This window comes from Arthrobacter sp. YN (assembly GCF_002224285.1).
Lineage (GTDB): Bacteria > Actinomycetota > Actinomycetes > Actinomycetales > Micrococcaceae > Arthrobacter.
The window spans coordinates 3,983,237-4,008,388 of sequence record NZ_CP022436.1; the positions used below are offsets into that span (position 1 = coordinate 3,983,237).

A 25,152-nucleotide genomic window follows, 5' to 3' on the forward strand; every position below is an offset into this window, starting at 1 on the left:
GGCCGTTCGGTAATATATACAGGGTACATGAATGCCCGGAGGAGTACAGCAGTTATTTTGCGGGAGGCGTCAGCCCCGGCCACTCAGCTTCCTGGCCAACAACAGCGGCTTCTTGAGGAACTCCCCCACACTGGTCCGGGCAATGACCGTCTGGTTCAGGGCATCCAGCCGCTCCAGAACATGGTCCAGCTTGGCGCCGGTTTCGTCGAGGCGTCGCTGCTGGGCACGGATGAGCTCCTCCTGCTCAGCCAGGACGCGCGTCAGGTACAACATCCCGCCAAGCCCTCCCTGGGCCACGCCATCGCGAAGATGCTCATCCCGGACCAAGGCATCGTAGCGGGCATGCTCGGCGGCCTTTGCGAAAATACTGTTGCCCTCATGGCCCTCGGACTCCGGCCGTTGCGACCAGAACGCTAGCGGTTCGCCGTCGATGAATCCCACGCGCGAGTGGCTGAGGGTGCGCAAGTGGAACTCCCAGTCGCCCACTACGGGGAGGTCCTCGTTGTAGTAGCCCACGGCGTCGTGCAGGCTCCGGCGGTACAGGAAGGAAATGGGAACGGCCCGGTTGATCTTCAGCATGTCCGCAAGGGTGATCTGCTGCATATCCGCCCAGAAGAGCTCACGGCGGATCGGCTCAATCCGGTCCCCCACCAGTTCCTCGATGACAATCTCCGTCCGGACCATGACGCCACTTTCGGCTCCATGCGCAGGATCCTCCAGGTAAGCCACAGTGCTCTCAAGGAAGTTCGGGGCCCAGAAATCGTCGTCGTCATGGATCACAATGAACTCACCGGATCCAGCCTTGATACCCGCGTTTGATGCCGCTTCCATTCCCACGGACTCGGAATGGTGGAGCGTGGTGATCCGCTCCCGCTCGCCGTCGGCCCGCTGGGAGGTGAGGCGATCGACGTCGGCCGGGTTGCCGCCGTCGTTCACAATCACCAGCTCGAAATCCTGGAGCGTCTGGGCGAAGACATCGTCCAGGGCCCGGGCCAGGAAAATCGGACGGTTCTTGGTTCGGGTCACGATGGTGACGCGGGCACCGGCGTTCATGGCGGGTCCATTCCGTTTGGGGAAGTGTGATCAATCCTGCATGTTAGCAGCGGTACTGGCCCCCGAGCCGAGCTTTGACCTCAGTGCGTCAACCTCGTGTTCCACAACGCCGTTGGCCCTCAAAAAGGCCACGACGTCCAGCCCCTCGAGGAACTCGCACAGGCCCGCCCTTTTCTGCTCCAGCATGGCCTCAAGTTCAGCATCGGGAAGGTACGGATCATGGGCATGCGGGGCACCGTGGGTTCGATGCCGCTCATTGATTCCCCGGGCCGCAAGCTCGTAGCCACGAACGATGTCCTCGTCACTCATACCCGCCAGCCGCTGCAGCATCAGCGCGATCACGCCGCTGCGATCCCTCCCCGCCGAACAATGAACCACCACCTTGCCAGGCGACGCCGCAATGGCCTTGAAGACCGGCGCGATCTTCTCCGCGAAGAGACTCAGGTAATCGCCGTACTTCCCTGGATCCTTCAAGTACGGGCCGAACAGCTCGCTGAAGCGGCGGTGATCCGGATCCTCCGTGGGGCAATGTACGACGTCGATTCGCGCCTTCACATCGTCCGGCACCTCGGGATCGGTGTCGCGTTGCCGACGCTCGCGGGAGGCGCGGAGATCGATCACGGTGCGGACGCCGTCGTCGTACATCTGCTGCCAGCCGACCTCGGTGACCCACTCATGCCGGCCCATCCGATAGACGTCCCCGGCGATCCGCCACGCGTTCACGGCGCCGTCCCAGTGGACGCTTCGGTGAGCTTCAGATGTCCCCTCCATAGCAGCCAGCTAAGCACACGGAAGGGCACGTGTGTGAGCTTTGAGGCGCGCCGAGGGGTTAGCTCTCGGCACATTCGGGTTTGCCGAGGGGTTAGCTCTCGGCACATTCGGGTGTGCATAAGGGACGAGAGCCCGCCCTCGACGAACTGGTAGACCTACCGCTTGGCCAGTTGGGCAGGCTTGACGGCGGAGACCAGCGCGGCTGCGTAGGCCTGATGCCCGGCAATGTTCGGATGGAAGTTGGCGTCCGGGAGAGGCAGCCGGAGGTCCAGGACGATCCACGGCTCCAGGGAATTTGCAGCGTGGCCGGCGAACCTCTTGGTCACGTCGATGAACTTCGCGTTGGTCCCGCTGTCAACGACCGCTTTGGCGATGGTTGAGTTGAGAGCGTCGATGGCCTGATTGACCATTGTTTGGTTCTGGACGGGAATGACCGGCACACCATTCACCGGATCAAAGAGTCGCGGATAGCCCAGGACAGCAATGGTTGCCTGCGGAGCCGAAGCTCGAATCGTTTGGTAGATACCCTCAAGGCCGGTCTCAAGCACGGGGAGGTTGGCGATGATCGCGTTGACCGTCCCTGCGCACGTCACCGTATCCGGAGTCGCGCAAGCCTGAAGCGCCAAAAGGCTCCCCGCATCGATGGCACCTGCGGTGATGCTCACCAACTCGGCATTTCGGAGTGCGGTTTGGCCGGAGGCGATCTGTTCAATTACGGACGGTGCACCGTTGTAAAATGGACCACCGGGCACAAGCAGGGCTCCGTGGCAAGCGAGGTTCCCCAGTAAGTTGACCCGGCCAGTATCCGCAACTACATCCACATAGCCAGGGTGGCTTTGCCAACAAAGCGCGTCCCTGTACAGCCCGCCCGACCCGGTCCCCGCCGTGTACGAATCACCGAGTGCCACGTAGTCAGCGGGTGGCGGAGGTGCGGCAGTGGCAGGACTCCCCACGAATCCCAACGATAGTCCCAGGACAGCGAGCCCGCCCGCTAAAGCCGCCAGCCGTCGTCGTGCTTGATGAGTTGCCATGATTCTCCCCTTCGTACTGCTCAAATGGGGCTCCGGCACTCCGAAGGTGCGGAGGTCACGGCTCGCCCCACCACTCGGCCGCGTACCGGGGCAATGTGTTGGCTAGAGTACGCCTGCCGGGGTACCGCGGGAAGACCTTGACAGCGCACCGAAGGGTTAGCTCTCGGGGGTAACGAGAGCACTTACAGGCGAGAGCTCACCCCTCGGCGCCCGGATAAAGGCGAGAGCTCACCCCTCGACGCACACTCCGGCGAATCTTCGCGTCTACGCGCCGTACTTCGCCAGCCGGAACTCCAGGCCGTTGCGCACAGCCGGCCACTCGTGCTCGAGGATGGAGAACACCACGGTGTCGCGGAGGGCTCCATCGGCGCTGCGGGAGTGATTCCGCAGCACGCCGTCCTGTTTGGCACCGAGCCGGGCAATGGCTTCGCGGGACTGCTGGTTCATCCAGTGCGTGCGGAATTCCACGGCCGGGCAGCCCAGCGTCTCGAAGGCGTGCCGCAGGAGCAGGAGCTTGGAATCCGGGTTGGTCCCCGTACCGTGCGCGGACGCGGCGTTCCACGTGGATCCGATTTCCAAGCGAGGAGTCTCGTGGTCAATGTTCATGTACGTCGTCATGCCGATGAGCTTGCCCGTGGCGTTGGAGCGCGTGGCGAACGGCACCATGGAGCCTTTCGCCAGCAAGTCCAGGCGGCGATCGATTTCAGCTGCCATTCCTTCCGGGGTCGTGACCGAGGTGTACCAAAGCTTCCAGAGGTCGCCGTCGCGGGCTGCATCCACCAGCCCGTCATGGTGTGCCTGGCTCAACGGTTCCAGCGTCACGAATTTTCCGGTCAGGGTGATGGGTTCGATTGAAGTCACCCGGTTAGCCTAACCGCCCGCGGGGTTCAGTCTTTCCAGTCGAAGAAACCCTTACCCGTCTTACGTCCGAGTTCGCCGCGAGCCACCTTGTCGCGGAGGATCTGCGGCGGCGCAAAACGGTCGCCAAGAGTCGAGTGCAGGTATTCCGCAATACCCAGCCGGACGTCCAAGCCCACAATGTCGGTAGTTTTCAGAGGGCCCGTGGGGTGCTTGTAGCCAAGGACCATGGCGGCGTCGATGTCCTCGGCCGACGCCACACCTTCCTCCACCATACGCATCGCTTCAAGGGCAATCGCGACGCCGAGCCTTGAAGACGCAAAGCCGGGAGCGTCATTGACGACGACGGCGGTCTTGCCGAGTGCCTCCGTCCAGTTTTTCGCCGCAACAGCGAGTTCGGGAGACGTCTTCTCGGCCAGCACCACCTCAATAAGGGTGGAGGCGGGCACCGGGTTGAAGAAGTGGAGGCCCACAAAGTTGGCGGGCCGACGGAGCTCGTTGGCGAGTCCGGTGACGGAGAGCGAGGACGTGTTCGATGCCAGGAAAGCATCGGCGGACAAGTGCTCCTCCACAGCTTTCAGCGCCGAAACTTTGAGGTCGTAGTCCTCAGGCACGGCCTCCACCACGAGGCCACAGTGGATGAAGGATTCGTAGTCCGTGGAGGTGCTGAAGCGTGACATTGCTTCTTCGGGGGTTTCACTGAGTGTGCCGCGGGCGGCGGACTTGGCAACGGCGTCAGCAACGCGACCTTGCGCTCCGGCCGCTGCCTCGTGATCGCGTTCCACCACAATCACGGTGGCACCTTTGACGAGGAAGGCGTGGGCGATGCCGGCACCCATCCGGCCTCCGCCCAGGACTCCGACGACGTGCGGGATGGCGGGAGCTTCTGTCATTTCTGGGTCCTGTCTTGCGTGAGGTCGGCAGTGGCGGGAGCGTCAGTATTCTGGGAAGCCTTCGCCGATTTCTTGTCGAGAAAAGCCTGCATCCGGTCAAACTTGGCCTGGGACTCAAAAAGGATCCCCTGGGCCAGTGTGTCGATCAGCGGGTGGGCTTCAGCCGGGGCGTGGAACACGGATTTGGTGATGCGCACTGCCAAGGGATCCTGGCGTCCGATGCGGTCGGCCAGCCTATGCGCTGCGTCCATCAGCTCGGGAGCTTCGTGGATCTCCGTGATGAGGCTGATCCGCAAGGCTTCCTCGGCGCGGAGCACAGTGCCGGCGAGGAGAATTTCCTTGGCCTTCGGCTCTCCCACGAGTTCCTTGAGCCGCCAACTGGCACCCGCGGCGGCGAGGATTCCCAGGCCGGTTTCCGGGTTTCCGATCCGGATGCTCGGAGTCCCGATGCGGAAGTCCGCTGCGTAGGCGAGTTCGGCACCACCGCCCAGGCAGTATCCATCCAAGGCCGCGATGACGGGCATAGGAAGCTTGGCGATCCGGACAAAGATGGTGGAGTTGATCCCCTGCAAAGCATCGTCCCGGCGGCGTTCCCGCAGCTGTCCAATGTCCGCGCCGGAGGCGAACACGCCATCGGTCCCGGCAATAATCAGCACCTTCGGGTTCCGCTCGAGTTCAGCGCAGACCACATGGAGCTCGTCCACCATCTTCTGGTCAATCGCATTGCGGACCTCGGGACGGTTCAGCAAAACAGTGAGGCGGTCCTCGCGTTCCTCGATGAGAAGCGTGGTGAAGTCTTCCGGGTTCAGTGCCATTACACGCCTTCCAACAGCATTGCGGTGCCCTGCCCGACGCCGATACACATCGTGGCCAACCCGAGCTTAGGTCCAGAAAATGAGGCGAGTTCACGCTCCATACGCCCCAGCAGCGTAATCGCAATACGCGAGCCGCTGGAACCGAGCGGGTGCCCCAAACTGATGGCGCCGCCGTCGTTGTTGACGATGTCGGGGTTCAACCCGAGGCGGCGCATGCTGGCGAGCGACTGCGTGGCGAAAGCTTCGTTGAGTTCCACGGCGCCCAACTGGTCCACGGTGAGCCCGGTGCGGGCCAGGATCTTCTGCGTGGCCGGGACGGGACCGATGCCCATGATCTCGGGCTCGCAACCCGCTGAAGCACCATCGATAATCCGGGCGCGGGGCGTCAATCCGAACTTCTTGATGGCTGCTTCAGAGGCAACGATGATGGCCGAGGCGCCGTCGTTGAGCGTGGACGAGTTGCCGGCTGTGACCACGGATCCGCCGGGCACAACGGGTCGCAACCCCGCCAGGACGTCCATGGTGGTGCCTTCGCGGGGTCCTTCGTCGGTGTCCACCACGGTCTCGGACTTCCGGGTCTTGACCGTCACGGGAACAATCTCGTCCTTGAAGCGACCGCCCGCTATCGCGGCCAGTGCGCGCTCGTGCGAACGGACGGCAAAGGCGTCAGCATCCTCACGGGAAATCTTGTCCACGCGGCCTACTTCCTCAGCCGTTTCCGGCATGGAGTAGGTCATTTTGCCGTCGCGTGAGAGCTCGCCCTGGGTGAAGAGCGGGTTGGCGAAGCGCCAGCCGATGGAGGTGTCGAAGATCTGCCCGGGCTTGGCGAACGCCGTGGTGGGCTTTTCCTGAACCCACGGGGCGCGGCTCATGGACTCAACGCCACCGGCCACCACGATGTCAGCGGCACCGGACTTGATCATGTGGCTGGCCATGATGATCGCGCTGAGGCCGGAGGCACAAAGCCGGTTCACCGTGATGCCCGGGATGTGGAGGGGAAGTCCGGCAAGAATGGTGGCCATACGCGCCACGTTCCGGTTTTCCTCGCCGGCACCGTTGGCGTTGCCGAGGATCACCTCGTCAATGGAGTCAGGATCGACGCCGGCACGCGCCACGGCTTCCCGGACCACCAATGCTGCGAGATCGTCCGGGCGGACGGAGGACAGTGCCCCACCGTAGCGACCTACAGGCGTACGTGCGCCGCCAACAAGAAAAGCCTCGACCATGAGAACATCCTTCGCGAAAGTGAAAGGGACCGGCCTGGAATAATATACCGACCGTTCGTTCTATAAAGATTACACGGCCCGGCGGGCCGGTCAACAGCTGACGTCATCTATTGACCGGCCCGCACAGGAAACGAAGCAGTCCCGGAAACCCGGGATCACACCACCCGGATCCCGAGGTGACCAGCCAGAAGGGGTGCCATGAGGCTGAGTTGGTAGTCATCGATAACAACCCCCGCCAGCCCGGCCAATCCGTTGATGCCACGGAACTCCGACGTCCGCAGATCAACATCCTTGAGCTTTGCCCCGGTAACGTCCAAGGTGCCTATAGTGCAATTCTTCAGGGCGATCCTCGTGCCTGCGCAGCCACCGAGATCCAACTCGTTGATGATGCAGTCCGAGATCTGGAGGTCCATGAGCTTGGAGCCGCGGAGGTTCACATAGTCCAGCTTGCCGCCGTCGATCCGGACCGAGCGCCAGTTCCCCTCATAGAGCTCAGCTGAGCCCCATCGAGGGTTGCTGATTTCCACGTCCTGCCAGGAGCTCCGTGCGGCGGTGAAGACCGGCGCGTACGGCTCGGCCAGAATGCACTCGCGGAACGTTGCACCCCGCAACTGCGCCTCGTTGAAGGAGACACCGTTCAATTCGCATTCAATGAAGTCGGAGCCACTCAGCTCCTCTCCGTCGGCAGAAACCTTGGTCCACCTGACGCCGTCATACCGTTCGCCACGCTGGAAGTCCGGAGCGTCGTCGTCGCGCAGTTCTTCCAAACGAACCGCTGAAATCTTAGGGGCCGCAACCTTCGCAGCCGCCATCAGAGGGATTCCGCCTTCGCTGCGATCTCCGCCAGGTCCTTGGCGAGGGCCTTGCGCGTCATGCTCATGCCGATTTTCCCGAAGAGCGCCATACCCACCTTGCTCAGGAACGACGGCTTGAGCACCTCGGCGCCGAACGTCAGCGTAAGGTCCGTACCGCCGTCGCGCTCGAAGAGGGTAAAGCGCGAGGTGTAATCAGCGCCGCCCTGAAGCGCCTTCACAGTAGTGCTGCGCGGTGGGTCTGCCTGGGACACCCACATTTCGACGGTTTCCTGCTTGCCCATCATGGTCCGGGTTTCCTTCCAGCGAGTGCCTTCGCCGTACGGGCCCTCGCTGAGCAACTGGACGGAGTCGATGCCGGAGAGGGTGCCGGCTGAGCCCGGGATGTCCGAGATAACGGCCCAGACTTTCTCCGGACCTGCCTTAATGTGTTGCGTCAGGGTGGTGGTGTGTTCCATACATCGAGCCTAGACCCGACCCCTGACAGTCCCAATTAGGGCAGTCAGCCAGGTGACCACAGCGCAGACACCAACACCCCAGGCAATGTCGGTCACCGCCACCATCGGCGGGAAGTCCTTCAGGACTGCGAGCGCCGTCAACGCCCAAGTGGAATACGTGAAGAAGCCAAACAACGCTCCTCCCGCGACCCGCCGACCCAGCGTGAGGTCCGCCTTCCCCGGCCGCACGCCATAGTGAACAATCCCGGCAACGAAGACCACGTAGAACAGCACGGCCCCGACCGGCTGCGGACTGGACGCCATAAGGTGTCCGATCTGGCTTTCATACTGCCGCTGCGCCACGGTGACGATCCATACGACGTCGATCACGGCAAAGATCACTGCTGCCAGCGCGTAGGACAGAAGCCAACGCTTCATGCCGCGGCTCATCCCTGGCGCCGGGTGTCAGCGTAGAGGCTGTCCACGATGTGCCGTGCGCGTTCGGTGAAAGCCCCGCGCTTGAGTTTCATGGTGGGTGTCACGATTCCGTTGGCCTCCGTGAGGTCGGTCAGCAGCAAGACGAACCGGCGCACCTGCTCGGAACGTGCGATTTTCGCGTTCGCGGCACTGACGGCCTGGCCAATCACGGCGAGAAGCCGGACGTCGTCGATTTGGACTGCGCCGCCGTCGTTGGGGATCCGGAGGCCCTTCAGATCCGCGATGCCCTCGCGCTCGGCCCACGCCGCCAAGGTTTCGGGGTCCAGCAGCACCAGCCCACCGAGATACGGCTTGCCCTCCCCCACCATCACGGCATGGGCAACCAGGGGGTCGCCTTCCACGTAGCCTTCCCAAATGGCCGGGGAGATGGTTTTCCCTCCGGCGGTGACAATCACGTCCTTGATCCGGCCCTTCAGGGTGAGCCGGCCCAGATGGTCCAGCTCGCCGAGGTCCCCGGTCCGGAAGTAGCCGTCGACGAACGCGTCTGCGTTGTCCGCCTCCCGACGGTAGCCGGCGAAGACGCCCACACCGCGGGCCAGGACTTCCCCTTGGTCTGTGAGACGTACGGTGGTACCGGGCATGGGGACACCCACGGACCCCGAGTTGATGGACCCGGGCAGGTTCCCCGTCAGTGGGGCTGTAGTTTCCGTGAGGCCGTAGCCTTCGATCACTGGAAGTCCCAGTCCCCGGAAGAAAAGGGACAGCTCCGCATCGAGCGCGCCGGCGCCGGACAACAGGTAATCGAGGCGTCCGCCTACCACTTTCCGCAGCCGGGCGTAAAAAAGGCGGTCGAACAGAGCCTGCCGGATGCGGAGGCCGGCGGAGGCACGGACGGCAGGGTCGGCGTCGTGCGCTTCGGCAAACCGGCCCCACTCCACTGCCGTGCTTTGCGCCGAAGCCCACACGCGACCCAGCCGTTTTTGCGTTGCGGCCGCAGCGGCCGATGCCTGGATTTTCTGCAGCACACGCGGAACCACCACAAGGAACGTGGGCTTCAAAGCGCCCAGCGCGGGCACCACATCCCGAGGATCTGAGAGGTGGGCAATCCGCATGCCGTTGGCCAGGCAGATCAGCTGCAGCCCGCGCGCAAGGACATGGGCCATCGGCAGGAAGATGATGGTGTTTCCATCCTCCCGGACCACCTCTGTGTAGGCTCCGGCGACGTTAAGGACCTGCCCCACGAAGTTGCCGTGGGTGATGAGTGCACCCTTGGGCGCCGCCGTGGTGCCGGAGGTGTACACGATGGTGGCAACAGAGTCGAGATCGGCCAGCAAGCGGCGCTCCTCTACGGTGCTCTCAGGGATCCCGACGCCGCGGGCCACCAAATCTGCCAGGTCCGATCCCGGCCACGCCTCAATGGTCCAGATCCCCAGGGGCTGGATTCCTGCGTTGCTGAAACCCTGCTCCAGCAACGCGGCGTGCTCCGCCGTGCCGCCCAGGGCCAGCCTGACGTCGGCATCGGCCAGAATCGCCGTCACCTGCGGTGCCGCTGAGGTTTCGTAGACGGGAACCACGACGGCGCCGGCGAACCAGGCAGCCATATCGGCCAGCGCCCACTCGTAGCGGGTGGGGGACATGATGGCCAGGGACTCCCCCGGCTGGATGCCGGCCGCGATGAAACCCTTGGCCAGGGCCCGGACCTCGTCAACGAACTGCTCCGTGGTTACTTGCCGCCAGGGATCGGTGATGGCCGTATCTGCCGCACGGACCTCAAAAGCGATGTGACCGGGGTTCGTCCTGACGCGCTGCATGAGCAACTCGGTGGCGTTACGGTGGTTGGCCGCGTCAACCAGCGGCGGGGAGGTGAATTCTCTCAACGGGAACCCTCAGCGGACAGGGATTGCAGGTGCTCCTGCATCAGGCCCAGGACAGCGTCGAGAAAATCCCCTACGACGGCTTGGTGTTCAGCGGGCAGAGCGTCCACGTGCGCAGCGGCGGCAGACAGGAGCGGCTGCAGCAGGTCCTTGATTTGGAGGGATGCCGAACTGGTGACGTTGACGTGCACTTGCCGCCGGTCTTCCGTGCTGCGCAGTCGTTCAACGAACCCGTGCGACTCCAAACGACTGACCAGCGCAGTAGTGGTGGCCGCGGTAGTTCCCAAGTCCGAGGCGAGGGCCCCCACGGTGACGGGACCCGAATCAGCCAGGACCGTGAGCGCCCTGTAGTCAGTGAGGTTGAGTCCGAGCGCCCGGGCTACCTCGCGTTCGGTCTCATTAGCCAGGCCAAACAGACCTTGCAAGGTCCGGGAGGTCGGGTGGGCCAACTCTCCGGTAGCCTTTTGATGGTTTTGCATGATTATATAGTAATCAAATTAGTTTGAACATCAAGCAGGCTAGTAAATCGGCGTTGTGGGGAACTGCCGCTGGAGCCGCCATGAAAGGAACACTGTCGTGAAGGATTCAGAGAGGAAGGGCCTCATTGCCGTTCCCGCGGTGGTGCTGCTTGGCGGACTCGTCGCCGCGGCCGGAAGCCACCACGGAGCCAGCCTGGCCGGGATTCCGGTCTTCGCCGCCGCAGTCGCCGTCGCGTTCATCATTCAATGGCTTGTCTTCATCCCGTCCTTCAAGGCACAGACAGAGAAGTACTTCGATCTGACCGGCTCACTGACCTATGTAGCCATCACCGTCCTGCTGGTACTTGCCACGCCCGGAATTGATGCCCGATCGCTGCTCCTTGCGGCCATGGTTGCCGCGTGGGCCCTCCGCCTGGGTACCTTCCTGTCACGGCGGATCCACAAAGCAGGCAAGGACGACCGGTTCGACGAGATCAAGCCATCATTCGTCCGCTTCCTCAACGTCTGGACCATGCAAGGACTCTGGGTGGTGTTCACCGCGGCAGCGGCATGGGTGGCCATCACCAGCACCAACCGGGTGGCTTTGGACTGGCTGGCCGTCCTCGGATTCGTGGTGTGGGCGGCAGGATTCGTCATCGAGATCGTGGCCGACCTGCAGAAGAGCCGGTTCAAGGCCAACCCCGCCAACAAGGGAAAGTTCATCTCCACCGGGCTATGGTCAAAGTCCAGGCACCCCAACTACTTCGGCGAGATCCTCCTGTGGACGGGTGTGGCCATCATCGCCATCCCGGTACTCCAAGGCTGGCAGTGGGTTGCTCTGATCTCCCCGATCTTCGTGACCCTCCTGCTCACCAAGGTCAGCGGCATCCCCCTGCTGGAAAAGAAGGCCGACAAGACCTGGGGCGGCGAGGCCGGGTACGAGGCCTACAAGAAGAGCACCCCGGTGTTGATCCCCAAGCTCGGCTAGGCCGCACAGCAGGCCCCACAACGCGAACGGCGCGCGCCCCCGGAAGGAGGCACGCGCCGTCGTACGTTTGAAACGCAGTTAACCAGACGAGTCTTAGCTGAAGAGCTCGCTCTTGGGTTCGTTGTTCTTGACCTTCTGCCAGCCGAGCCACAGCACCAGGGCGAAGAACGGGATGGTCGCGAGGGTCCAAAGGCCCAGCAGGAAGACCTCGCCGGTTTCCTTGTCCGTCATGGAATCGAAACCGATCAGCACGGTGATCGCCAGCAGGGCAATGAGCCCCACCCAGCTGGTCCACGGTGAACCGGGCATCGGCAGGCTGGAGACGTTGCCGCGCTTCTTCCGCAAGGCAATCTGGCTCGCGAAGATGGAGCCCCACGTGAAGATCACGCCGATGGACGCGGTGTTCAGCGCGAGGTCGAACGCGTGCGATCCGCCCAGCCAAATGTTGAGCAGGATGCCTACAAGGTAGACGCCACCGATCGCCAGGATGGCCGCGTACGGCACGTGACGTGTGGACATCTTGGTGAGCCACTGCGGGGCATGGCCGTTGTTGGCCATGGTGCGGAAGATACGGCCAATCGAGTACAGGCCCGAGTTGCAGGAGGACAACGCGGCGGTGATGACGATCATGTTCATGACATCGCCCATCCAGCCAAGGCCCATCTGGCCGAACACGGTAACGAACGGCGAGGTGCCGGCCACGTACTGGTCGGACGGCAGCAGCATCGCGAGCAGCGTCACCGAACCGACGTAGAAGACCACAATACGGACCACGACGGCGCGGATCGCCTTGGGAACTTCGCGTTCCGGGTTTTCCATCTCACCAGCGGTAATGCCAACGAGCTCGATGGCGTTGTAGGCGAAGATCACGGCGTTGAGGACCAGGATCATCACCAGGCCGCCCTTGGGGAACATGCCGCCGTCTTCGTGGAAGAGGTTGGCCACGGACGCATTGCCATCGCCCACCTTGGCGTTGGTGACAACCATGAACGTACCAACGGCCAGGAAGATCACGATGGCCGCGACCTTGAGGCAGGAGGCCCAGAATTCGAATTCGCCGAACGCCTTGACGCTGAACAGGTTCACAGCCACCAGCAGCACCAGCGCGGCGATGGCGGACAGTTCAATAGGCACGTTGGGGAAGAAGAACTGGAAGTACAGGCCGATGGCGATCAGCTCGGCGATGCCAGTCATGGCCCAGTTGATGAAGTACATCCAGCCGGAAAGGAACGCGCCCTTCTTGCCGAACATTTCGCCGGCGTAGCTCACGAAGGAGCCGGACGTCTGGCGGTACATGATGAGTTCACCGAGGGCGCGCATCAGCAGGTAAGCGATGACGCCGGCAATGGCGTAGGAGAAGATCAGGGCCGGGCCGGTGGAAGCCAGACGGCCACCGGCGCCCATGAAGAGGCCGACGCCGATGGCGCCACCCATGGCGATCATGGTGACGTGGCGGCGGCTCAGGGTCTTCTGGTATCCCTCGGCGCTGAGGTTGGAGTCCGAGGCTGCAGATGAGGCCTTGGAGCTCTGGAGATCTGTGGGAGTACTTTGCGGCACAGCTGTTCCTTGTGGGTTGGGGTGTTGCTGTAGGTGTCACGCCCATGCCGGAACACGGGCGGCTTTGGCACACATAATTCGAGCTTTTCCTCTTTGGAGGACCCGAAGTGTGACAAAGAACGCAGAACGCCGAAGCTTCGCGCAACCCGTCTATCTTACGGGATTAACCCGAATGCCCGTGACGCAGGCAACAAGGAGCTGTGGATAAGGGCCAAAGCACCCCCTGGAAGCGGCGCTGTTCAACCCAGTTCAAGCACCATATTTCCGGCCTCATCTGCGAAAACAATGTAGGTCCTCAAGGGTTTGGCGCCCGTGGTGGAGCAGCCTGTTTGGAGTTCGAAGGCGTGTTGATGAAGGGGGCACACCACCACCTGCTGGTCGATGGTGCCGTCCGCGATCGGGCCACCTTTGTGCGGGCAGACTCCCGAGACGGCCCGCAGGTTTCCATCCCGCAAACGGAACACCGCCACCTGCTCTCCGTCGATTCCAAACGCCCGGCCTTCGCCGAACGGGATTTGGTCAACGGGGCCAAGGATGTGCAGGACCTTCGATCCAGCAACGGACCCGGACCCGGCGGCAGAAACCAACCCGGCGCTCACTGGCTGCGCACTCATCGGACCGGCACCTGCGGCAGGACGGTCAAGGGCAGGGAGGTCCGGAACTGGCCAGGCGTCAGCGGATCATCACGTTCGCTCCACGGGTCCACATAGCTGTCCACCGAGGCTTGCATGGAATCATCCAGACGGGCTGCGATCCCCTCGGAATCATCCAGGATGACGCTGCGGATGTGTTCGATCCCCACCCGCGGCACGAACGCATACGTCCGCTCCAGCCAGTTGGCGTTCTCCCGGTAGTACTGCATGAACCGGCCTGCCATGAGGGTCACCTCTTCCGGGGTATCCACAGTGACCAGGAGATCGCCCTTGCGGATATGGGCGCCGGCGGCTCCACCGATGTAAATTTCCCAGCGACCACCTTCCACGGCCACCACACCCACGTCTTTGACCAAGGACTCCGCGCAGTTGCGGGGGCAGCCGGACACGGCGAGCTTCAGCTTGGCCGGCGCTTCAATTCCCTGGAACCTGGACTCCAGTCGGATTCCCAATCCTGTGGAATCCCCTGTTCCGAACCGGCAATAGTCCTTCCCTACACAGGTCTTGACCGTGCGGAAGCTCTTGCCGTAGGCGTACCCGGAAGGCATGTCCAGATCGGCCCAGACCAGCGGGAGCTCTTCTTTAGGCACCCCCAAGAGGTCGATCCTTTGCCCGCCGGTCAGCTTGATCATGGGAATGTTGTGCTTCTCGGCGACGTCCGCGATCCGCCGAAGCTGCTGCACCGAAGTCACCCCGCCTTTCATCTGCGGGACCACGGAGAAGGTGCCGTCGCGCTGGATGTTGGCGTGGACGCGCTCGTTGATGAACCGGGCGTCGCGTTCGTCCACATAGTCCCCGGCCAGCATCATTTTCATCAGCGACGCCAGCCCCATCTTGGATTTGGCATCCTCAGTACTGCCCGGAGCCAAGGCGGCAAAGACCTCTGACACGGAACGGAGCCCACGGGACCGGATCTCCACCATCAGGGAAGCCTTGTCCAACGGAATTCCGGGAACGTAGTAGTTGGCGGCCGGGTCTTCCTCCACAGCACCGCCGGCGGCCCACTCCACCACTTGGGTGACCATGAGCTTGCACGAGCCGCACCCTTTTCCTGCCCGGGTGGTGTCCATGGCAGCGGACACCGATGTGCACCCGCCACGAACGGCGGAGACCAACGCGCCTTTGGAGACGCCGTTGCAATTGCAGACCTGGGCGCTGTCCGCCAGCTCGGCGACGCTCTCTTCCTCCCCCGGCGATCCGAGATCGAACATCAGCGAGAGCCGCTCCTCCGGAAGGAACAAGCCTTGATCAAAAGCCTGGGTCAGGTAGGCCACCTTCCGGCTGTCACCCAGCAGGGTGGCACCCACCATTTTGTTGTCCCTGATCACGATCGACTTGAAGACTCCGCGGCTGGGTTCCGAGAACACGATGTGCTCGTCGCTGTCCCGTTCCGGGCCATGAAGCCCCATGGAAGCGACGTCGACGCCGGCCACCTTCAGTTTGGTGGCGGTCCTGGACCCCAGATACATCGACGAGCGGTCCACTCCCGTCACATGGTCGGCCAGCACGGCGGCCTGCTCCCACAGGGGCGCCACCAGCCCGTAGACCTCGCCGCGGTGCTGGACGCACTCCCCCACGGCGTAGATCTCCTCTTCGTCCATCACCCGAAGGTGGTCATCCACCACGATTCCGCGCTCCACTGCCAAACCACTGACGACGGCGACATCCACGTTGGGTCTGATGCCTGCGGTGACCACCACCATGTCGCAGTCGAGGTTGGGTTGATCGCGCAGGCCCACCCCGGTGATGCGGTCCGATCCCAGGATCGCCGTGGTCCGGCTTCCGGTGTGCACCGCGATGCCCAGCGCCTCCACGCTTCGCCGCAGTATTGCACCGCCGTCGGGCCCCATCTGGGCGTTCATCAGGTGACCGCCCGAGTGGACCACGGCGACGTCGAGGCCGTAGGCCTGCAACCCCCGCGCCGCCTCCAGCCCCAGCAATCCACCGCCGATCACCACAGCCCTGCTTTGCTGATCGCCCGGGTGTTCGTGTTGGGCAAACTGGATCATCCTGCGGGTATCGTCCATGGTCCGGAAGGTGAAGACGCCGTGCCGGACCGTCCCGCTGGGCGTGTAGATGCCGTCCATGGGTGGCAGGAAGGAACGGCTGCCCGTGGCGATGATCAGGTAGTCGTACTGGACCACGCGGCCATCGGCGGCGAAAACATGCCGGCTGAACTTATCGATCCGATCCACGCGGACCCCGGTGTGGAGGGTGATGTTGTTTTCCTGGTACCAGGGCAGGGCATTGAGGAAGATGTCCGCATCGCTTTCCTCGCCGGACAGGACGTGGCTGAGCATGATCCTGTTGTAGTTCCCGTACGGCTCGTCACCGAACATGGTGATGTCAAAAAGATCGGCACCACCCCGGGCCAGGATTTCCTCCACAGCCCGGGCGCCCGCCATGCCGTTTCCGATCACTACAAGCCGCTTTTTCATCAGTGCTCCACCATGCCAAGATCCACCACCACGGTTCCCCGCACCCCGGCAGGGGCCACGATGAACAGTTCGATCACGGACCCGCCTTCGGTGTCTTCCACCACCCTGAGCGGGATGTGGACATCGCCCTTGGCTCCGATGGGGAAATAGCGCAGGGGAATGCGGTCGCGCATCAACACCACGGTGATCAGTTCCGGGCTGGAATTGCCGCCACGGAAGTACAGCGTCTGGTTGACCACGCCATCCGGAACAAAGTGCGAGAGTTCGGCGTGGATGGGAACCGGTTTATCCAGCCCGGTTCCTTCAAAGTGGTAGATGCCCTGCAGGAAGAGATTCTGGATGATCACGGGACAAGTCCTTTCGGCCGGTTCCCTTCCCATGGTGCTCCGCCGTTGTTTCAGGACCCTCAATGCCGTGTTTCCGCCCGCAGGACAGGGGGTAACGATCCCTTTGCGAACAACTCACCGGAGGGGAAGCCGAGTGAGGACTACAGCAGTTCGCCGCCCTGCATCCCGTAGCGGACCCACGAACCCGCCGACGCGCCCCGGCCGGAGCCGGCGGTACGGCCGCCGGCAACGCGGGCACAATGATCGAACCACTCACCCAAGGCCCGGTCGTGGCTCACGATCACCAGGGTCCCGGCGAACGACGCCAATGCTGCCTCCAGTTGTTCCACCAAGACCGGTGCCAGATGGTTGGTGGGCTCATCCACAATCATGGTTTGGTACCCGCCCAGGAGCAGCCGGGCCAAGGCGAGACGGCGTTGCTGCCCCGCGGACAGGCCACCCACGGGCACGTGGAACTCGGCGGGCCGGAAAAGACCCAGGCGAAGCAAGCCTTCCGCGTGTTCATCGATGTTGCCACCCAGACCAGCGGCGAATGCCGGAAGCAACCGCAGCCCCGGCCGCGTGGGAACGTCGAGCTCCTGCTGCAGGTAGCCCACCTTGCCGTGGATGGCCACCGACCCCGTGGCCGGTTCCAGGTTCCCCGTCACCACGGACAGCAACGTCGATTTGCCGGCTCCGTTGGGCCCGGTGATGAGTACCTTCTGGCCTGTTTCAACCCTAAGATCGGTGGGTTGAAGCCTCCCTGGGACGCTGATGCCGTGGGCTTCCACCGCAGGTTCGGACATCACGTCAGTCACAGAACCCAGCGGAGCTGACAGTGTCAGCGGCACCGGTGGGCGGTCCACCGGGTTCTCCTCGAGCCGGCGGAGCCGTTCCTGGGCGTTGCGGACCTTGCTGGTGACCGCGCTCTGCCAGGTTCCGGCTTTGAACCCAAAACCCATCTTGTCGTTGTCGCGCTTGCGTCCGTAGCCCATACGGTCGGCCACTGTGGCAGCTTGCAGCCGTTCGGCAGCCATGGCGTCCAGCCATTCGTCGTACTCCTGGACCCAACGGGCACGTTCGGCGGCTTTCTCGCGGAGGTAGCCTTCGTAGCCGTTCCCATAGCGGTTCACGGACCTGCGGTCGGCGTCCACTTCGATGATGGTGGTGGCGACTCTGCGCAGCAGGACACGGTCGTGCGAGACCACCACTACCGTGCCGCGATGCGCAGCCAACCGGGACTCAAGCCAGGCCGTACCGTTCGCGTCCAAGTGGTTGGTGGGCTCGTCCAGGAGCAACGCTTCGGCAGGATCGGCCAGCAAGCATGCCAGCGCCACCCGCTCCTGCTCGCCGCCGGACAAGGAACCAAGCGTTCGACGGCGGTCCAGGCCTCCCAGCCCCAGCTTATCCAGCGCTGCTTCCACCCGGGATTCGGCAGCGTAGCCCTCGCGGAGTTGATACTCCGTTTGCAGGCTTCCGTAGAGTTCAAGTTCCTCGGTGTCGGCGTCGGCCAGGCCTGATTCCAGGTCCAGGATGCGGGCTTCAAGGGAACGCAGCGACGCCAAGGAGGAGTCGATGGCATCTCCTACGGTCACCGACTCGGAGAAGCCATGGGTCTGGGCGAGGTAGCCCACGCGGTAGCCGGGGTTGCCGCTCAGGCCGGCCGCGCCGTCGTCGGGCGTTTCCACACCGGACAGCAGCCGCAGCAGCGTGGACTTTCCCGCGCCGTTTTCGCCGACGATTGCCACGTGCTCGCCGTGGTGGATGACGAGGTCAACGTTGTTGAGAAGTTCGCGGTCCCCGTAGCCGTGGGAAACGCCGGAAAGGTAAAGGTGGTCAGTCAAGAGGAATCCTCGCAAGTCCGCAGTGGGTGGCCTAAAGCCGTGTGGGTACTGGGGATGCAGCCGCAGATAGGGGGCTGCGCTCAAGACTTCATCGCTCCAGACTGCCCGGCGAACGCGGCGCCGTCAAGCTGGGGCACCACGGGTGACACCATGAGGAAACGGAAAGACCTTGTGTTGACACCACGATGACGTCAGAATGGTGTCATGCAGCTCAACCAGTACGTCACCGCCGTCCAGCACCAATTGGACACGGCCGCCGAAGCCGGAGGTCCGGAAGCACGGGCCCTCAGCGAGCGACTCACCGCCGCGGTGGAGTCCACAGTTCGGTTGGTCCTTCTCGAGGCTCTCTCCGACGCCGCACGCGAGATCACCTTGGAGCTTGCCCCCGGCTCGGTGGAGGTGAGGCTCCGTGGCCGCGACCCGGAATTCGTGGTCAACAATCCGCCCAGCGGGGACTTCGAGGCAATGATCGAGCAATCAATCCTGGGCACCATAGCCCCGGAAGACTTCGACGGCACCAGCATCTCGCGCACCACGCTCCGGCTTCCGGATCAGCTCAAGCAACAAGTTGAGGAGGCCGCCGTCAGGGATGGCGTGTCCGTGAACTCGTGGCTGGTCCGGGCCGTCGCCGAGGCGCTCCACGGCAGCCACTCGGCCAATAAAGGCAAGCGCCGCGAACCCGGCGAACAGAACTTCACGGGATGGGCGCGCTGATGGCGACCTTCCAGACTCCCCAGCCGATCGCCGTCGTGGTTGACGTCTCCGTCCGCGGCGATATGTGGATCGTGGCCCGCGACCACCCCGAAACCGAGGTGACGGTCCAGCCCCGCAAGGCAAAACGAAGCCTGGACGTCAGGATGGCTGAGCAAACCACCGTGGACTACTCGGACGGCCGCTTGCAAGTCAGGCTTCACCCCGCATTCCGCCACAGCTGGTTCAGCGACGGCGGCGCAGTGGAGATTGTCGTTGAGGTTCCCATTGGCAGCAGCCTGGAGCTGAAGACTGCCATGGGCGACCTCCGCTGCGAGGGCGAATTCAGCACCGCCGACCTGAAGACCGATTTGGGCCACATCCGCATCGACCACTGCGGCGAGCTCCGAGCCCACACGGACATGGGTGACGTCACCGTGGAACGCGCGTCAGGACGGTCCAGGATCAAGACCGGCTCAGGCAAGATCCGCGTCCGTCACATCGACGGGGTTGCCACTGTAAAGAACGGCAACGGCAGCACCTACATCTCGCACGCTTCCGGCGAACTCAGCGTCAGCGCCGCCAACGGCGATGTCTCCTTGGAGCAGGCCGGCCTCTCCACGACAGTCAAAACGTCCAACGGGGACATCACGGTAGGGGAAGTGGCCGCGGGAACCCTCACGGTGCAGACGGCCGCGGGCGCACTGTCCATCGGCGTGCGCCAAGGTACCGCGGCCTGGCTTGACCTCAAGACCAAATATGGACGGGTACGCAACGCACTCGACGTCACCCATGGACCTGGCCAATCCACGGACACAGTGGAGATCCGTGCCCGCAACGCCTACGGCGACATCACAGTGACGCGTTCACCCGCAACAGCGCACGCCTAAACCTACGCCGTGGCCAGGGCCCGCTTCCGACGAGCCTTGGCCAGCCGCGTCCCTATCAGCCCCTGCCGCGGGCTGAATAGATACACAAACGCGAACACCACGCCTTGGGTGAGCACCACCATGGCCCCCGATGCTGTGTCCAGGTAATAGCTGAGGTAGATGCCGGCCACGGAACACACCACGGAGATCACCGGTGCAATAACCAGCATCCGCGAGAACCGGTCCGTCAGCAGGTAGGCGGTGGCGCCCGGGATGATCAGCATGGCGACCACCAAGACCACGCCCACCGTCTGCAGGGCTACAACCGAGGTCAGTGCCAGCAAACCCAACAACAGCGCGCCAAGCCTGCGGGGCGAGAGGCCGATCGCGTGCGCATGCGTGGGGTCGAAGGCGTACAGCGTGAGATCGCGGCGTTTGAGGATCAGGATGGCGAAGGCCACCACGCCCAGCACCACCACCTGGATGAGGTCGGGGATACTGACGCCCAGCAGGTTGCCGAAGATGATGTGGTTCAGGTCGGTTTGGCTTGGAGTCACCGAGATCAGGACCAGGCCCAGGGCAAACAGCGACGTGAAGACGATGCCGATCGCAGCGTCTTCCTTTACCCGGCTCGTGTTGCGGACCACCCCGATCAACGTCACCGCGATCAGTGCGAACACCAAGGCACCCAACGCGAACGGCGCACCCACGATGTACGAGAGGACGACGCCGGGAAGCACCGCGTGCGAGACGGCGTCGCCCATGAGGGACCAGCCGATCAGGACGAGCCAGCAACTGAGCACCGCGCAGACCACCGCGGCGATGGCCGTGGTTGCGAGCGCCCGCACCATGAAGTCGTAGCTCAGGGGTTCCAGGAGAAATTCCACGGTTCAGCCCCTGTTCATGACGTCGAGGCCGAAGGCCATGGCCAGGTTCTCGGGCTGGAGCACAGTGTCAGGACTTCCATGCATGAGCACCTTGCGCATCAGCAGCACGGCTTCGTCGCAGAGCTGGGGCAGGGCATGGAGGTCATGGGTGGAGATCAGGATGGTGGCGCCGTCCTCCGCCAACTCACGGAGGAGCCGGGTGATGGTGGCCTCGGACCGCTTATCCACGCCCGCGAAGGGCTCATCCAGCAGCATCATGGTGGCTCCCTGCGCAATGCCACGGGCCACGAAGGCCCTTTTCTTCTGTCCGCCGGAGAGCTGACCGATCTGCCGGTCGGCGAACTCGCTCAGTTCCACCCGTTCCAAGGCGTGATCGACGGCGTCCCGGTCGGCTTTGCGGGGCCGGCGCGTGAATCCGAGGTGCCCGTAGCGGCCCATCATCACCACGTCCCGGACGGACAAGGGAAAGGCCCAGTCCACGTCTTCGCTTTGGGGGACGTAGCCGATCCCGGCGTCCTTGCGCATCTTCGCGGGTGGCTCTCCGTTGATGAGTACCCGGCCGGAATCGGGTTTCACCATGCCCATGATGACTTTGAACAGGGTGGATTTGCCCGAGCCGTTCATCCCCACCAGGCCGCAGATCCGGGAGTGCTCAAGTGTCAGGGACGCAGAATCCAGGGCCAGGACCTCACCGTAGTGGACCGTGACGTTTTCTACGGCGATCGCGGGGGTGCTCATGACGTTCCTCCTGTGAGTGCCGTGGTGATGACCTTGGCGTCGTGGCGGATGAGGTCAAGGTAAGTGGGAACCGGTCCGTCAGCTTCGGACAAGGAATCGACGTACAACGTCCCACCGAACTCGGCGTCCGTGGCACCCACCACCTGCTGCATGGGGGCGTCCGACACCGTGGATTCACAGAAGACTGCAGGTACCTGGTTTTCTTTCACGAACTCGATGGCCCGGGTGATCTGCTGCGGCGTAGCCTGCTGCTCTGCGTTGACTGCCCAGATATAGACCTCTTTGAGTCCGGCGTCGCGGGCCAGGTAGGAGAAGGCACCTTCGCAGGTGACCAAGGCCCTCTGCTTCTCCGAGAGGACGGACAGCTTGGACACCATCTCGTCCTGCACGGTCTGCAGTTGGGCGTTGTAGGCCTTGGCGTTGGCTTCGAACTCTGAAGCATGGGATGGATCCAGCTTCGCGAAGGCCTTGGCCATGTTGTTGGCGTAGATCTGGACGTTCTTGGGCGACATCCAGGCGTGCGGGTTTGGCTTGCCCTGATAGGAGTCCTCGGCGATGGGCATGACCTCGACGCCGTCGCTCACCACAGCGTGCGGCACGTCCAGATCTTCCACGAACTGGGCGAACCACGCTTCGAGGTTGAGCCCGTTGTCCAGGATCAGGTCGGCTTGGGCAGCTTTGCGAATGTCGCCGGGTGTGGGCTCGTAGCCATGGATTTCGGCCCCGGCTTTGGTGATGGACTCGACCCGGAGTTTATCCCCGGCAACGTTCTTGGCGACGTCGGCCAACACAGTGAACGTTGTGAGCACCACGGGTTTGTCGTCACCTCCCGCGGAGGAATTCCCGCCGCAGGCGGAGATCCCCAGGGCAAGGGCGATCACGGTGAGGAGAGCAGCGAAACGGCGGACGTCTTTGGCGCGCCGAAACGAAAAGTTAGGCATACCGAAAAGTGTAGCCAAGCGAGGGCCACCCGGCAAAGCTAGGCTGGTCACATGGGCACTCTTTCCACCAAAGCATCTTTGTATAGATTCACTGCCCTTGATGCCGTCGCCGTGGCCGTCTACCTCGCCTTTACCGCGTACTTCGCGTTCGCGGGTGAATCCGTGGAACGGCTGATGCTCCAGCTCTTTCCCGAGCCGGCCACCGCGTCCTACGCCGTGAACGCGGTCTTCTATGCCGGCGTCGGAATATTCGCGGTGGCCTCAGCCTGGCGGGTGATGGGCAGGGACCTCAAGATCCTGGGCACCCGGCCATGGTTCACCCTGGGCATGGTTCCCTTGGCGATCGTGGTGATGCTCATTCTCACGGCCCTGCTGGTGGCGGCCTTCGGTACAGCTCAAAGCTCTGAGAACCAACTGGGCATCCAAGGCCTCCTGCAGCAGGTGCCTGCATGGCTCATGGTGCCCTTACTGGTGCTGCTGGGTCCCTTTGTTGAGGAGTATCTGTTCCGGCATTTGCTGATCGGCAAGTTGTCGCAGTACCTGAACATCTGGATCTGCTGCGTGATCTCCGTGGTGGTCTTTGCCTCCATCCATGTGGTGGGCCGCGAAGGGCTGGTGCTGTCCGCGTTGGCACCGTATCTGGGCATGGCCGTGGTCCTGGTGGCGGTCTATGTCTGGACAGGGAAGAACCTGATGTTCTCCTACTTTGTCCACGCCGCCAAGAACCTCATGGCCGTTGTCCTGATCTACGCAATCCCGTCCGAGCTGCTGCCCAGCTAAGACACCCTTTTCCCCGTCAGCACCACGCGGTGGCTGCCTGAGGTCCGCCCCGTGATGTAAACCTTCACGCCGTAGCTGGCGTTCGAGCCTCCCGGATAGCGGTAGGCCTCCCCCGGGTTGTAGACGGGCGGACTGTCCGGGTCTGCTGCGATGCCGGGGCCGAACTCGATCACGTCGTTCCCCACGCGGTAGGCACCCATCCCGGAGGCCAACTGGAAGGTTCCGGACCCAGCGCCGGCCTCCTCCACCCCGCTGAGCTGCCCACCCGCGCGGAAGGTCAGCTCCAGGGCGTACGAAGTTTCGGCGCCGTCGAAGTCCAGCGACAGTTCCACTGTTCCGTCCGCTACATTCGGCGTGACCGTGATGGACGTTGCCAAGCGATGCTCCACGGCAGGCCTGTTGCCGAAGTCCATGGAGGCACTGAAGCGTCCTTCGTGGACCAAAGGATAGATGCCGTCGGAACGCTGCACATCCACCGGCAGCGGAAGGTAGAAGTTGGCGCTCAGTTCATCTCCCAGGTGAACAGCGGGACCATCAACAATGGCGCGCTGGCTGCGGAACGGCCCGAGGTCGAAGAAGCTTCGCGACAGCCGCACATCCGTCAGGACCGCCTCACCGTGACTGAACCGCAGGAAGGTGGGATTGGTGGCAAGTCCGGAGCTGATGCCGGACGAGACGTCGTCACACCCGCCAAAAACCGTGACCGCACTCCGTCCACCGCGGAATCGGTGGATTCCACAGCTGGCCAAGCCTGCATACCAGGGAGCCATCGCTGCCGGGAGGTTTTCCCGCCGCTCCGCGGCAGGAAGCTCCACGGCTCGAAGCTCCACGGCCGGAAGCTCCGCGGCCAACCACGGATCAAGCCTGACCCTCGCCAGGGCCTTGGCCGGTTCCAGCAGCGGGAATTGCCGTAGCCAGGCCGCAGCAGCAGCGAAGTCGCCGTTCCCGTCCTGATTGGCCAGCCGGCGGTACAGCAGCTGGAAAGCTTCGCCGTCGAACCTGTTCCATTGGTCCTGCCTGCGCGAGAACAAGGACTCCACACTGCCATCGCTGCCGAACCACGGCAGGAACGCCCTCAGGTTGGCCCGGACATGGTCAAGGAGTTCGGGCCGGCCGGCATGGTCGGCGATCGCCAGCAGGGACGGGTTGGTCACGGCGGTGGCGTAGAGCGGGCCCCTTTCGGAGTACATTCCATCCGGCAGTTGGTCGATCCCCTCGGCCAGCCATTGGCCGATGCGCTGCTGGATGTCCGGACGCGGATTGCCCTCCGATTCGTGCAGCGCGTGAATACGGGCCAGCGCGGCACACAGCTCCCAGCGGTGGTTGGGGGTGTGGACGCCGCCGCTGACCAAGGCATCAGTGATACGCCCGACGACGGCGCGAAGCCGGCTGAAGGTCCCGGCCAACCGATGGCTCCGGGAACCCAGGATGTCCAAGGCCATGCAGGCGTCATTGATGGTGAAGGCGGAGTCCGGCGGCGAACTGAGGTTGGTGCCGTCAAACAGGCCGGTCGGCCCTTGCAGGTGCTCGAGCCTGGCGACACAGTCCGCCATGAGCCCGGGCAGCCTGGCCGAACCTTCGTGAACGGATCCCGCTTGGGTGTAGACGGTGGCCAAAGCCAGCAACCTGCCCATGGCGGGGCGGTGCGCCAAAGCTGCCACGCCGCCGTCGGACGCTTCCAACAGCGTGTCCACCTGGCGGTCGGCCGCTTCGATCAGTTCGTCGAGGAAGTGCGCATCCACCGCAACTGACGCTGTTTGGTGATTCACTCCGAG

25 protein-coding genes are annotated in these 25,152 nt (G+C 63.4%); 4 read left to right on the top strand and 21 right to left on the bottom strand.

What is annotated here, in order from left to right:
- Nucleotides 1–69: 69 nt before the first annotated feature.
- The 12 genes from CGK93_RS18230 to CGK93_RS18285 all read right to left on the bottom strand — a co-directional run bounded on the left by CGK93_RS18230 (nucleotide 70) and on the right by CGK93_RS18285 (nucleotide 10,687).
- A complete protein-coding gene (locus tag CGK93_RS18230) occupies nucleotides 70–1,053 on the bottom strand; it encodes a glycosyltransferase family 2 protein (protein WP_089596033.1) in 984 nt (327 codons plus the stop codon).
- A 30-nt stretch (nucleotides 1,054–1,083) separates the two neighbouring features.
- Nucleotides 1,084–1,824 (bottom strand): tyrosine-protein phosphatase, encoded by a 741-nt coding sequence (locus CGK93_RS18235; RefSeq protein WP_089596034.1) that lies wholly within the window; start codon nucleotides 1,822–1,824, stop codon nucleotides 1,084–1,086.
- A 155-nt stretch (nucleotides 1,825–1,979) separates the two neighbouring features.
- The gene (locus CGK93_RS18240; protein ID WP_089596035.1) at nucleotides 1,980–2,855 is read right to left on the bottom strand and encodes an SGNH/GDSL hydrolase family protein; all 876 of its coding nucleotides are present in this window, start codon (nucleotides 2,853–2,855) and stop codon (nucleotides 1,980–1,982) included.
- Nucleotides 2,856–3,119: 264 nt separating this feature from the next.
- Entirely contained in the window at nucleotides 3,120–3,716 is a 597-nt protein-coding gene (locus tag CGK93_RS18245; RefSeq protein ID WP_089596036.1) for a GNAT family N-acetyltransferase, read from the bottom strand.
- A 26-nt stretch (nucleotides 3,717–3,742) separates the two neighbouring features.
- Nucleotides 3,743–4,606, bottom strand: a complete 864-nt coding sequence (locus tag CGK93_RS18250; protein ID WP_089596037.1) for a 3-hydroxyacyl-CoA dehydrogenase family protein — start codon at nucleotides 4,604–4,606, stop codon at nucleotides 3,743–3,745.
- Nucleotides 4,603–5,421, bottom strand: a complete 819-nt coding sequence (locus CGK93_RS18255; protein ID WP_089596038.1) for an enoyl-CoA hydratase/isomerase family protein — start codon at nucleotides 5,419–5,421, stop codon at nucleotides 4,603–4,605. Before CGK93_RS18255 ends, CGK93_RS18250 begins: the two co-directional genes overlap by 4 nt.
- Complete coding sequence (locus CGK93_RS18260; RefSeq protein WP_089596039.1) at nucleotides 5,421–6,647, bottom strand: thiolase family protein; 1,227 nt, start codon at nucleotides 6,645–6,647, stop codon at nucleotides 5,421–5,423. Before CGK93_RS18260 ends, CGK93_RS18255 begins: the two co-directional genes overlap by 1 nt.
- A gap of 155 nt (nucleotides 6,648–6,802) precedes the next feature.
- Nucleotides 6,803–7,459, bottom strand: a complete 657-nt coding sequence (locus CGK93_RS18265; RefSeq protein WP_089596040.1) for a pentapeptide repeat-containing protein — start codon at nucleotides 7,457–7,459, stop codon at nucleotides 6,803–6,805.
- Complete coding sequence (locus CGK93_RS18270) at nucleotides 7,459–7,917, bottom strand: SRPBCC family protein (protein WP_089596041.1); 459 nt, start codon at nucleotides 7,915–7,917, stop codon at nucleotides 7,459–7,461. Before CGK93_RS18270 ends, CGK93_RS18265 begins: the two co-directional genes overlap by 1 nt.
- Nucleotides 7,918–7,926: 9 nt before the next feature.
- Nucleotides 7,927–8,334, bottom strand: a complete 408-nt coding sequence (locus CGK93_RS18275) for a DUF2177 family protein (protein WP_332460062.1) — start codon at nucleotides 8,332–8,334, stop codon at nucleotides 7,927–7,929.
- An 8-nt stretch (nucleotides 8,335–8,342) separates the two neighbouring features.
- Nucleotides 8,343–10,211 carry an AMP-dependent synthetase/ligase gene (locus CGK93_RS18280; RefSeq protein ID WP_089596043.1) on the bottom strand — a complete coding sequence of 623 codons (1,869 nt, stop codon included), beginning with the start codon at nucleotides 10,209–10,211 and terminating at the stop codon, nucleotides 8,343–8,345.
- The gene (locus CGK93_RS18285; protein ID WP_089596044.1) at nucleotides 10,208–10,687 is read right to left on the bottom strand and encodes a MarR family winged helix-turn-helix transcriptional regulator; all 480 of its coding nucleotides are present in this window, start codon (nucleotides 10,685–10,687) and stop codon (nucleotides 10,208–10,210) included. Before CGK93_RS18285 ends, CGK93_RS18280 begins: the two co-directional genes overlap by 4 nt.
- A gap of 97 nt (nucleotides 10,688–10,784) precedes the next feature.
- On the opposite strand from CGK93_RS18285, the gene CGK93_RS18290 reads away from it, so the two are divergent.
- A complete protein-coding gene (locus tag CGK93_RS18290; RefSeq protein ID WP_089596045.1) occupies nucleotides 10,785–11,654 on the top strand; it encodes a DUF1295 domain-containing protein in 870 nt (289 codons plus the stop codon).
- 93 nt (nucleotides 11,655–11,747) lie between these two features.
- Here the strand turns inward: CGK93_RS18290 and CGK93_RS18295 are convergent, their stop codons facing one another.
- The 5 genes from CGK93_RS18295 to CGK93_RS18315 all read right to left on the bottom strand — a co-directional run bounded on the left by CGK93_RS18295 (nucleotide 11,748) and on the right by CGK93_RS18315 (nucleotide 18,472).
- Entirely contained in the window at nucleotides 11,748–13,211 is a 1,464-nt protein-coding gene (locus CGK93_RS18295) for an amino acid permease (RefSeq protein ID WP_089596046.1), read from the bottom strand.
- Nucleotides 13,212–13,450: 239 nt separating this feature from the next.
- Nucleotides 13,451–13,825 (bottom strand): Rieske (2Fe-2S) protein, encoded by a 375-nt coding sequence (locus tag CGK93_RS18300; RefSeq protein ID WP_089596047.1) that lies wholly within the window; start codon nucleotides 13,823–13,825, stop codon nucleotides 13,451–13,453.
- Nucleotides 13,822–16,302 carry a nitrite reductase large subunit NirB gene (nirB, locus tag CGK93_RS18305; protein WP_089596048.1) on the bottom strand — a complete coding sequence of 827 codons (2,481 nt, stop codon included), beginning with the start codon at nucleotides 16,300–16,302 and terminating at the stop codon, nucleotides 13,822–13,824. Before nirB ends, CGK93_RS18300 begins: the two co-directional genes overlap by 4 nt.
- Complete coding sequence (locus CGK93_RS18310) at nucleotides 16,302–16,649, bottom strand: molybdopterin oxidoreductase (protein WP_089596049.1); 348 nt, start codon at nucleotides 16,647–16,649, stop codon at nucleotides 16,302–16,304. The genes nirB and CGK93_RS18310 overlap by 1 nt, the downstream gene beginning before the upstream one ends.
- A 140-nt stretch (nucleotides 16,650–16,789) precedes the next feature.
- Complete coding sequence (locus tag CGK93_RS18315; RefSeq protein ID WP_089596050.1) at nucleotides 16,790–18,472, bottom strand: ABC-F family ATP-binding cassette domain-containing protein; 1,683 nt, start codon at nucleotides 18,470–18,472, stop codon at nucleotides 16,790–16,792.
- Between the two features lie 204 nt (nucleotides 18,473–18,676).
- On the opposite strand from CGK93_RS18315, the gene CGK93_RS18320 reads away from it, so the two are divergent.
- Both CGK93_RS18320 and CGK93_RS18325 read left to right on the top strand, forming a co-directional pair.
- Nucleotides 18,677–19,186, top strand: coding sequence for a histidine kinase (locus CGK93_RS18320; RefSeq protein WP_089596051.1), 510 nt, complete (start codon nucleotides 18,677–18,679; stop codon nucleotides 19,184–19,186).
- Nucleotides 19,186–20,052: a DUF4097 family beta strand repeat-containing protein gene (locus CGK93_RS18325; RefSeq protein ID WP_089597572.1), complete on the top strand. Its 867-nt coding sequence runs from the start codon at nucleotides 19,186–19,188 to the stop codon at nucleotides 20,050–20,052. Before CGK93_RS18320 ends, CGK93_RS18325 begins: the two co-directional genes overlap by 1 nt.
- Before the next feature lie 2 nt (nucleotides 20,053–20,054).
- On the opposite strand, the gene CGK93_RS18330 is transcribed toward CGK93_RS18325, so the two are convergent.
- From CGK93_RS18330 to CGK93_RS18340, 3 genes are read right to left on the bottom strand one after another with little or no spacing between them, the layout of a single operon-like run.
- Nucleotides 20,055–20,918 (bottom strand): metal ABC transporter permease, encoded by an 864-nt coding sequence (locus CGK93_RS18330; RefSeq protein WP_089596052.1) that lies wholly within the window; start codon nucleotides 20,916–20,918, stop codon nucleotides 20,055–20,057.
- Nucleotides 20,919–20,921: 3 nt separating this feature from the next.
- Nucleotides 20,922–21,656, bottom strand: a complete 735-nt coding sequence (locus CGK93_RS18335) for a metal ABC transporter ATP-binding protein (RefSeq protein WP_089596053.1) — start codon at nucleotides 21,654–21,656, stop codon at nucleotides 20,922–20,924.
- On the bottom strand, nucleotides 21,653–22,597 hold the full coding sequence (locus CGK93_RS18340; protein WP_089597574.1) for a metal ABC transporter substrate-binding protein: 945 nt from the start codon (nucleotides 22,595–22,597) through the stop codon (nucleotides 21,653–21,655). Before CGK93_RS18340 ends, CGK93_RS18335 begins: the two co-directional genes overlap by 4 nt.
- A 51-nt stretch (nucleotides 22,598–22,648) precedes the next feature.
- Between CGK93_RS18340 and CGK93_RS18345 the strand changes: the two genes are divergently transcribed.
- Nucleotides 22,649–23,377 (top strand): CPBP family intramembrane glutamic endopeptidase, encoded by a 729-nt coding sequence (locus tag CGK93_RS18345; protein WP_089596054.1) that lies wholly within the window; start codon nucleotides 22,649–22,651, stop codon nucleotides 23,375–23,377.
- Here CGK93_RS18345 and CGK93_RS18350 read toward each other — a convergent pair.
- Nucleotides 23,374–25,146 (bottom strand): hypothetical protein, encoded by a 1,773-nt coding sequence (locus tag CGK93_RS18350; RefSeq protein WP_089596055.1) that lies wholly within the window; start codon nucleotides 25,144–25,146, stop codon nucleotides 23,374–23,376. The two genes, CGK93_RS18345 and CGK93_RS18350, sit on opposite strands and share 4 nt — an antisense overlap.
- Between the last annotated feature and the right edge of the window lie 6 nt (nucleotides 25,147–25,152).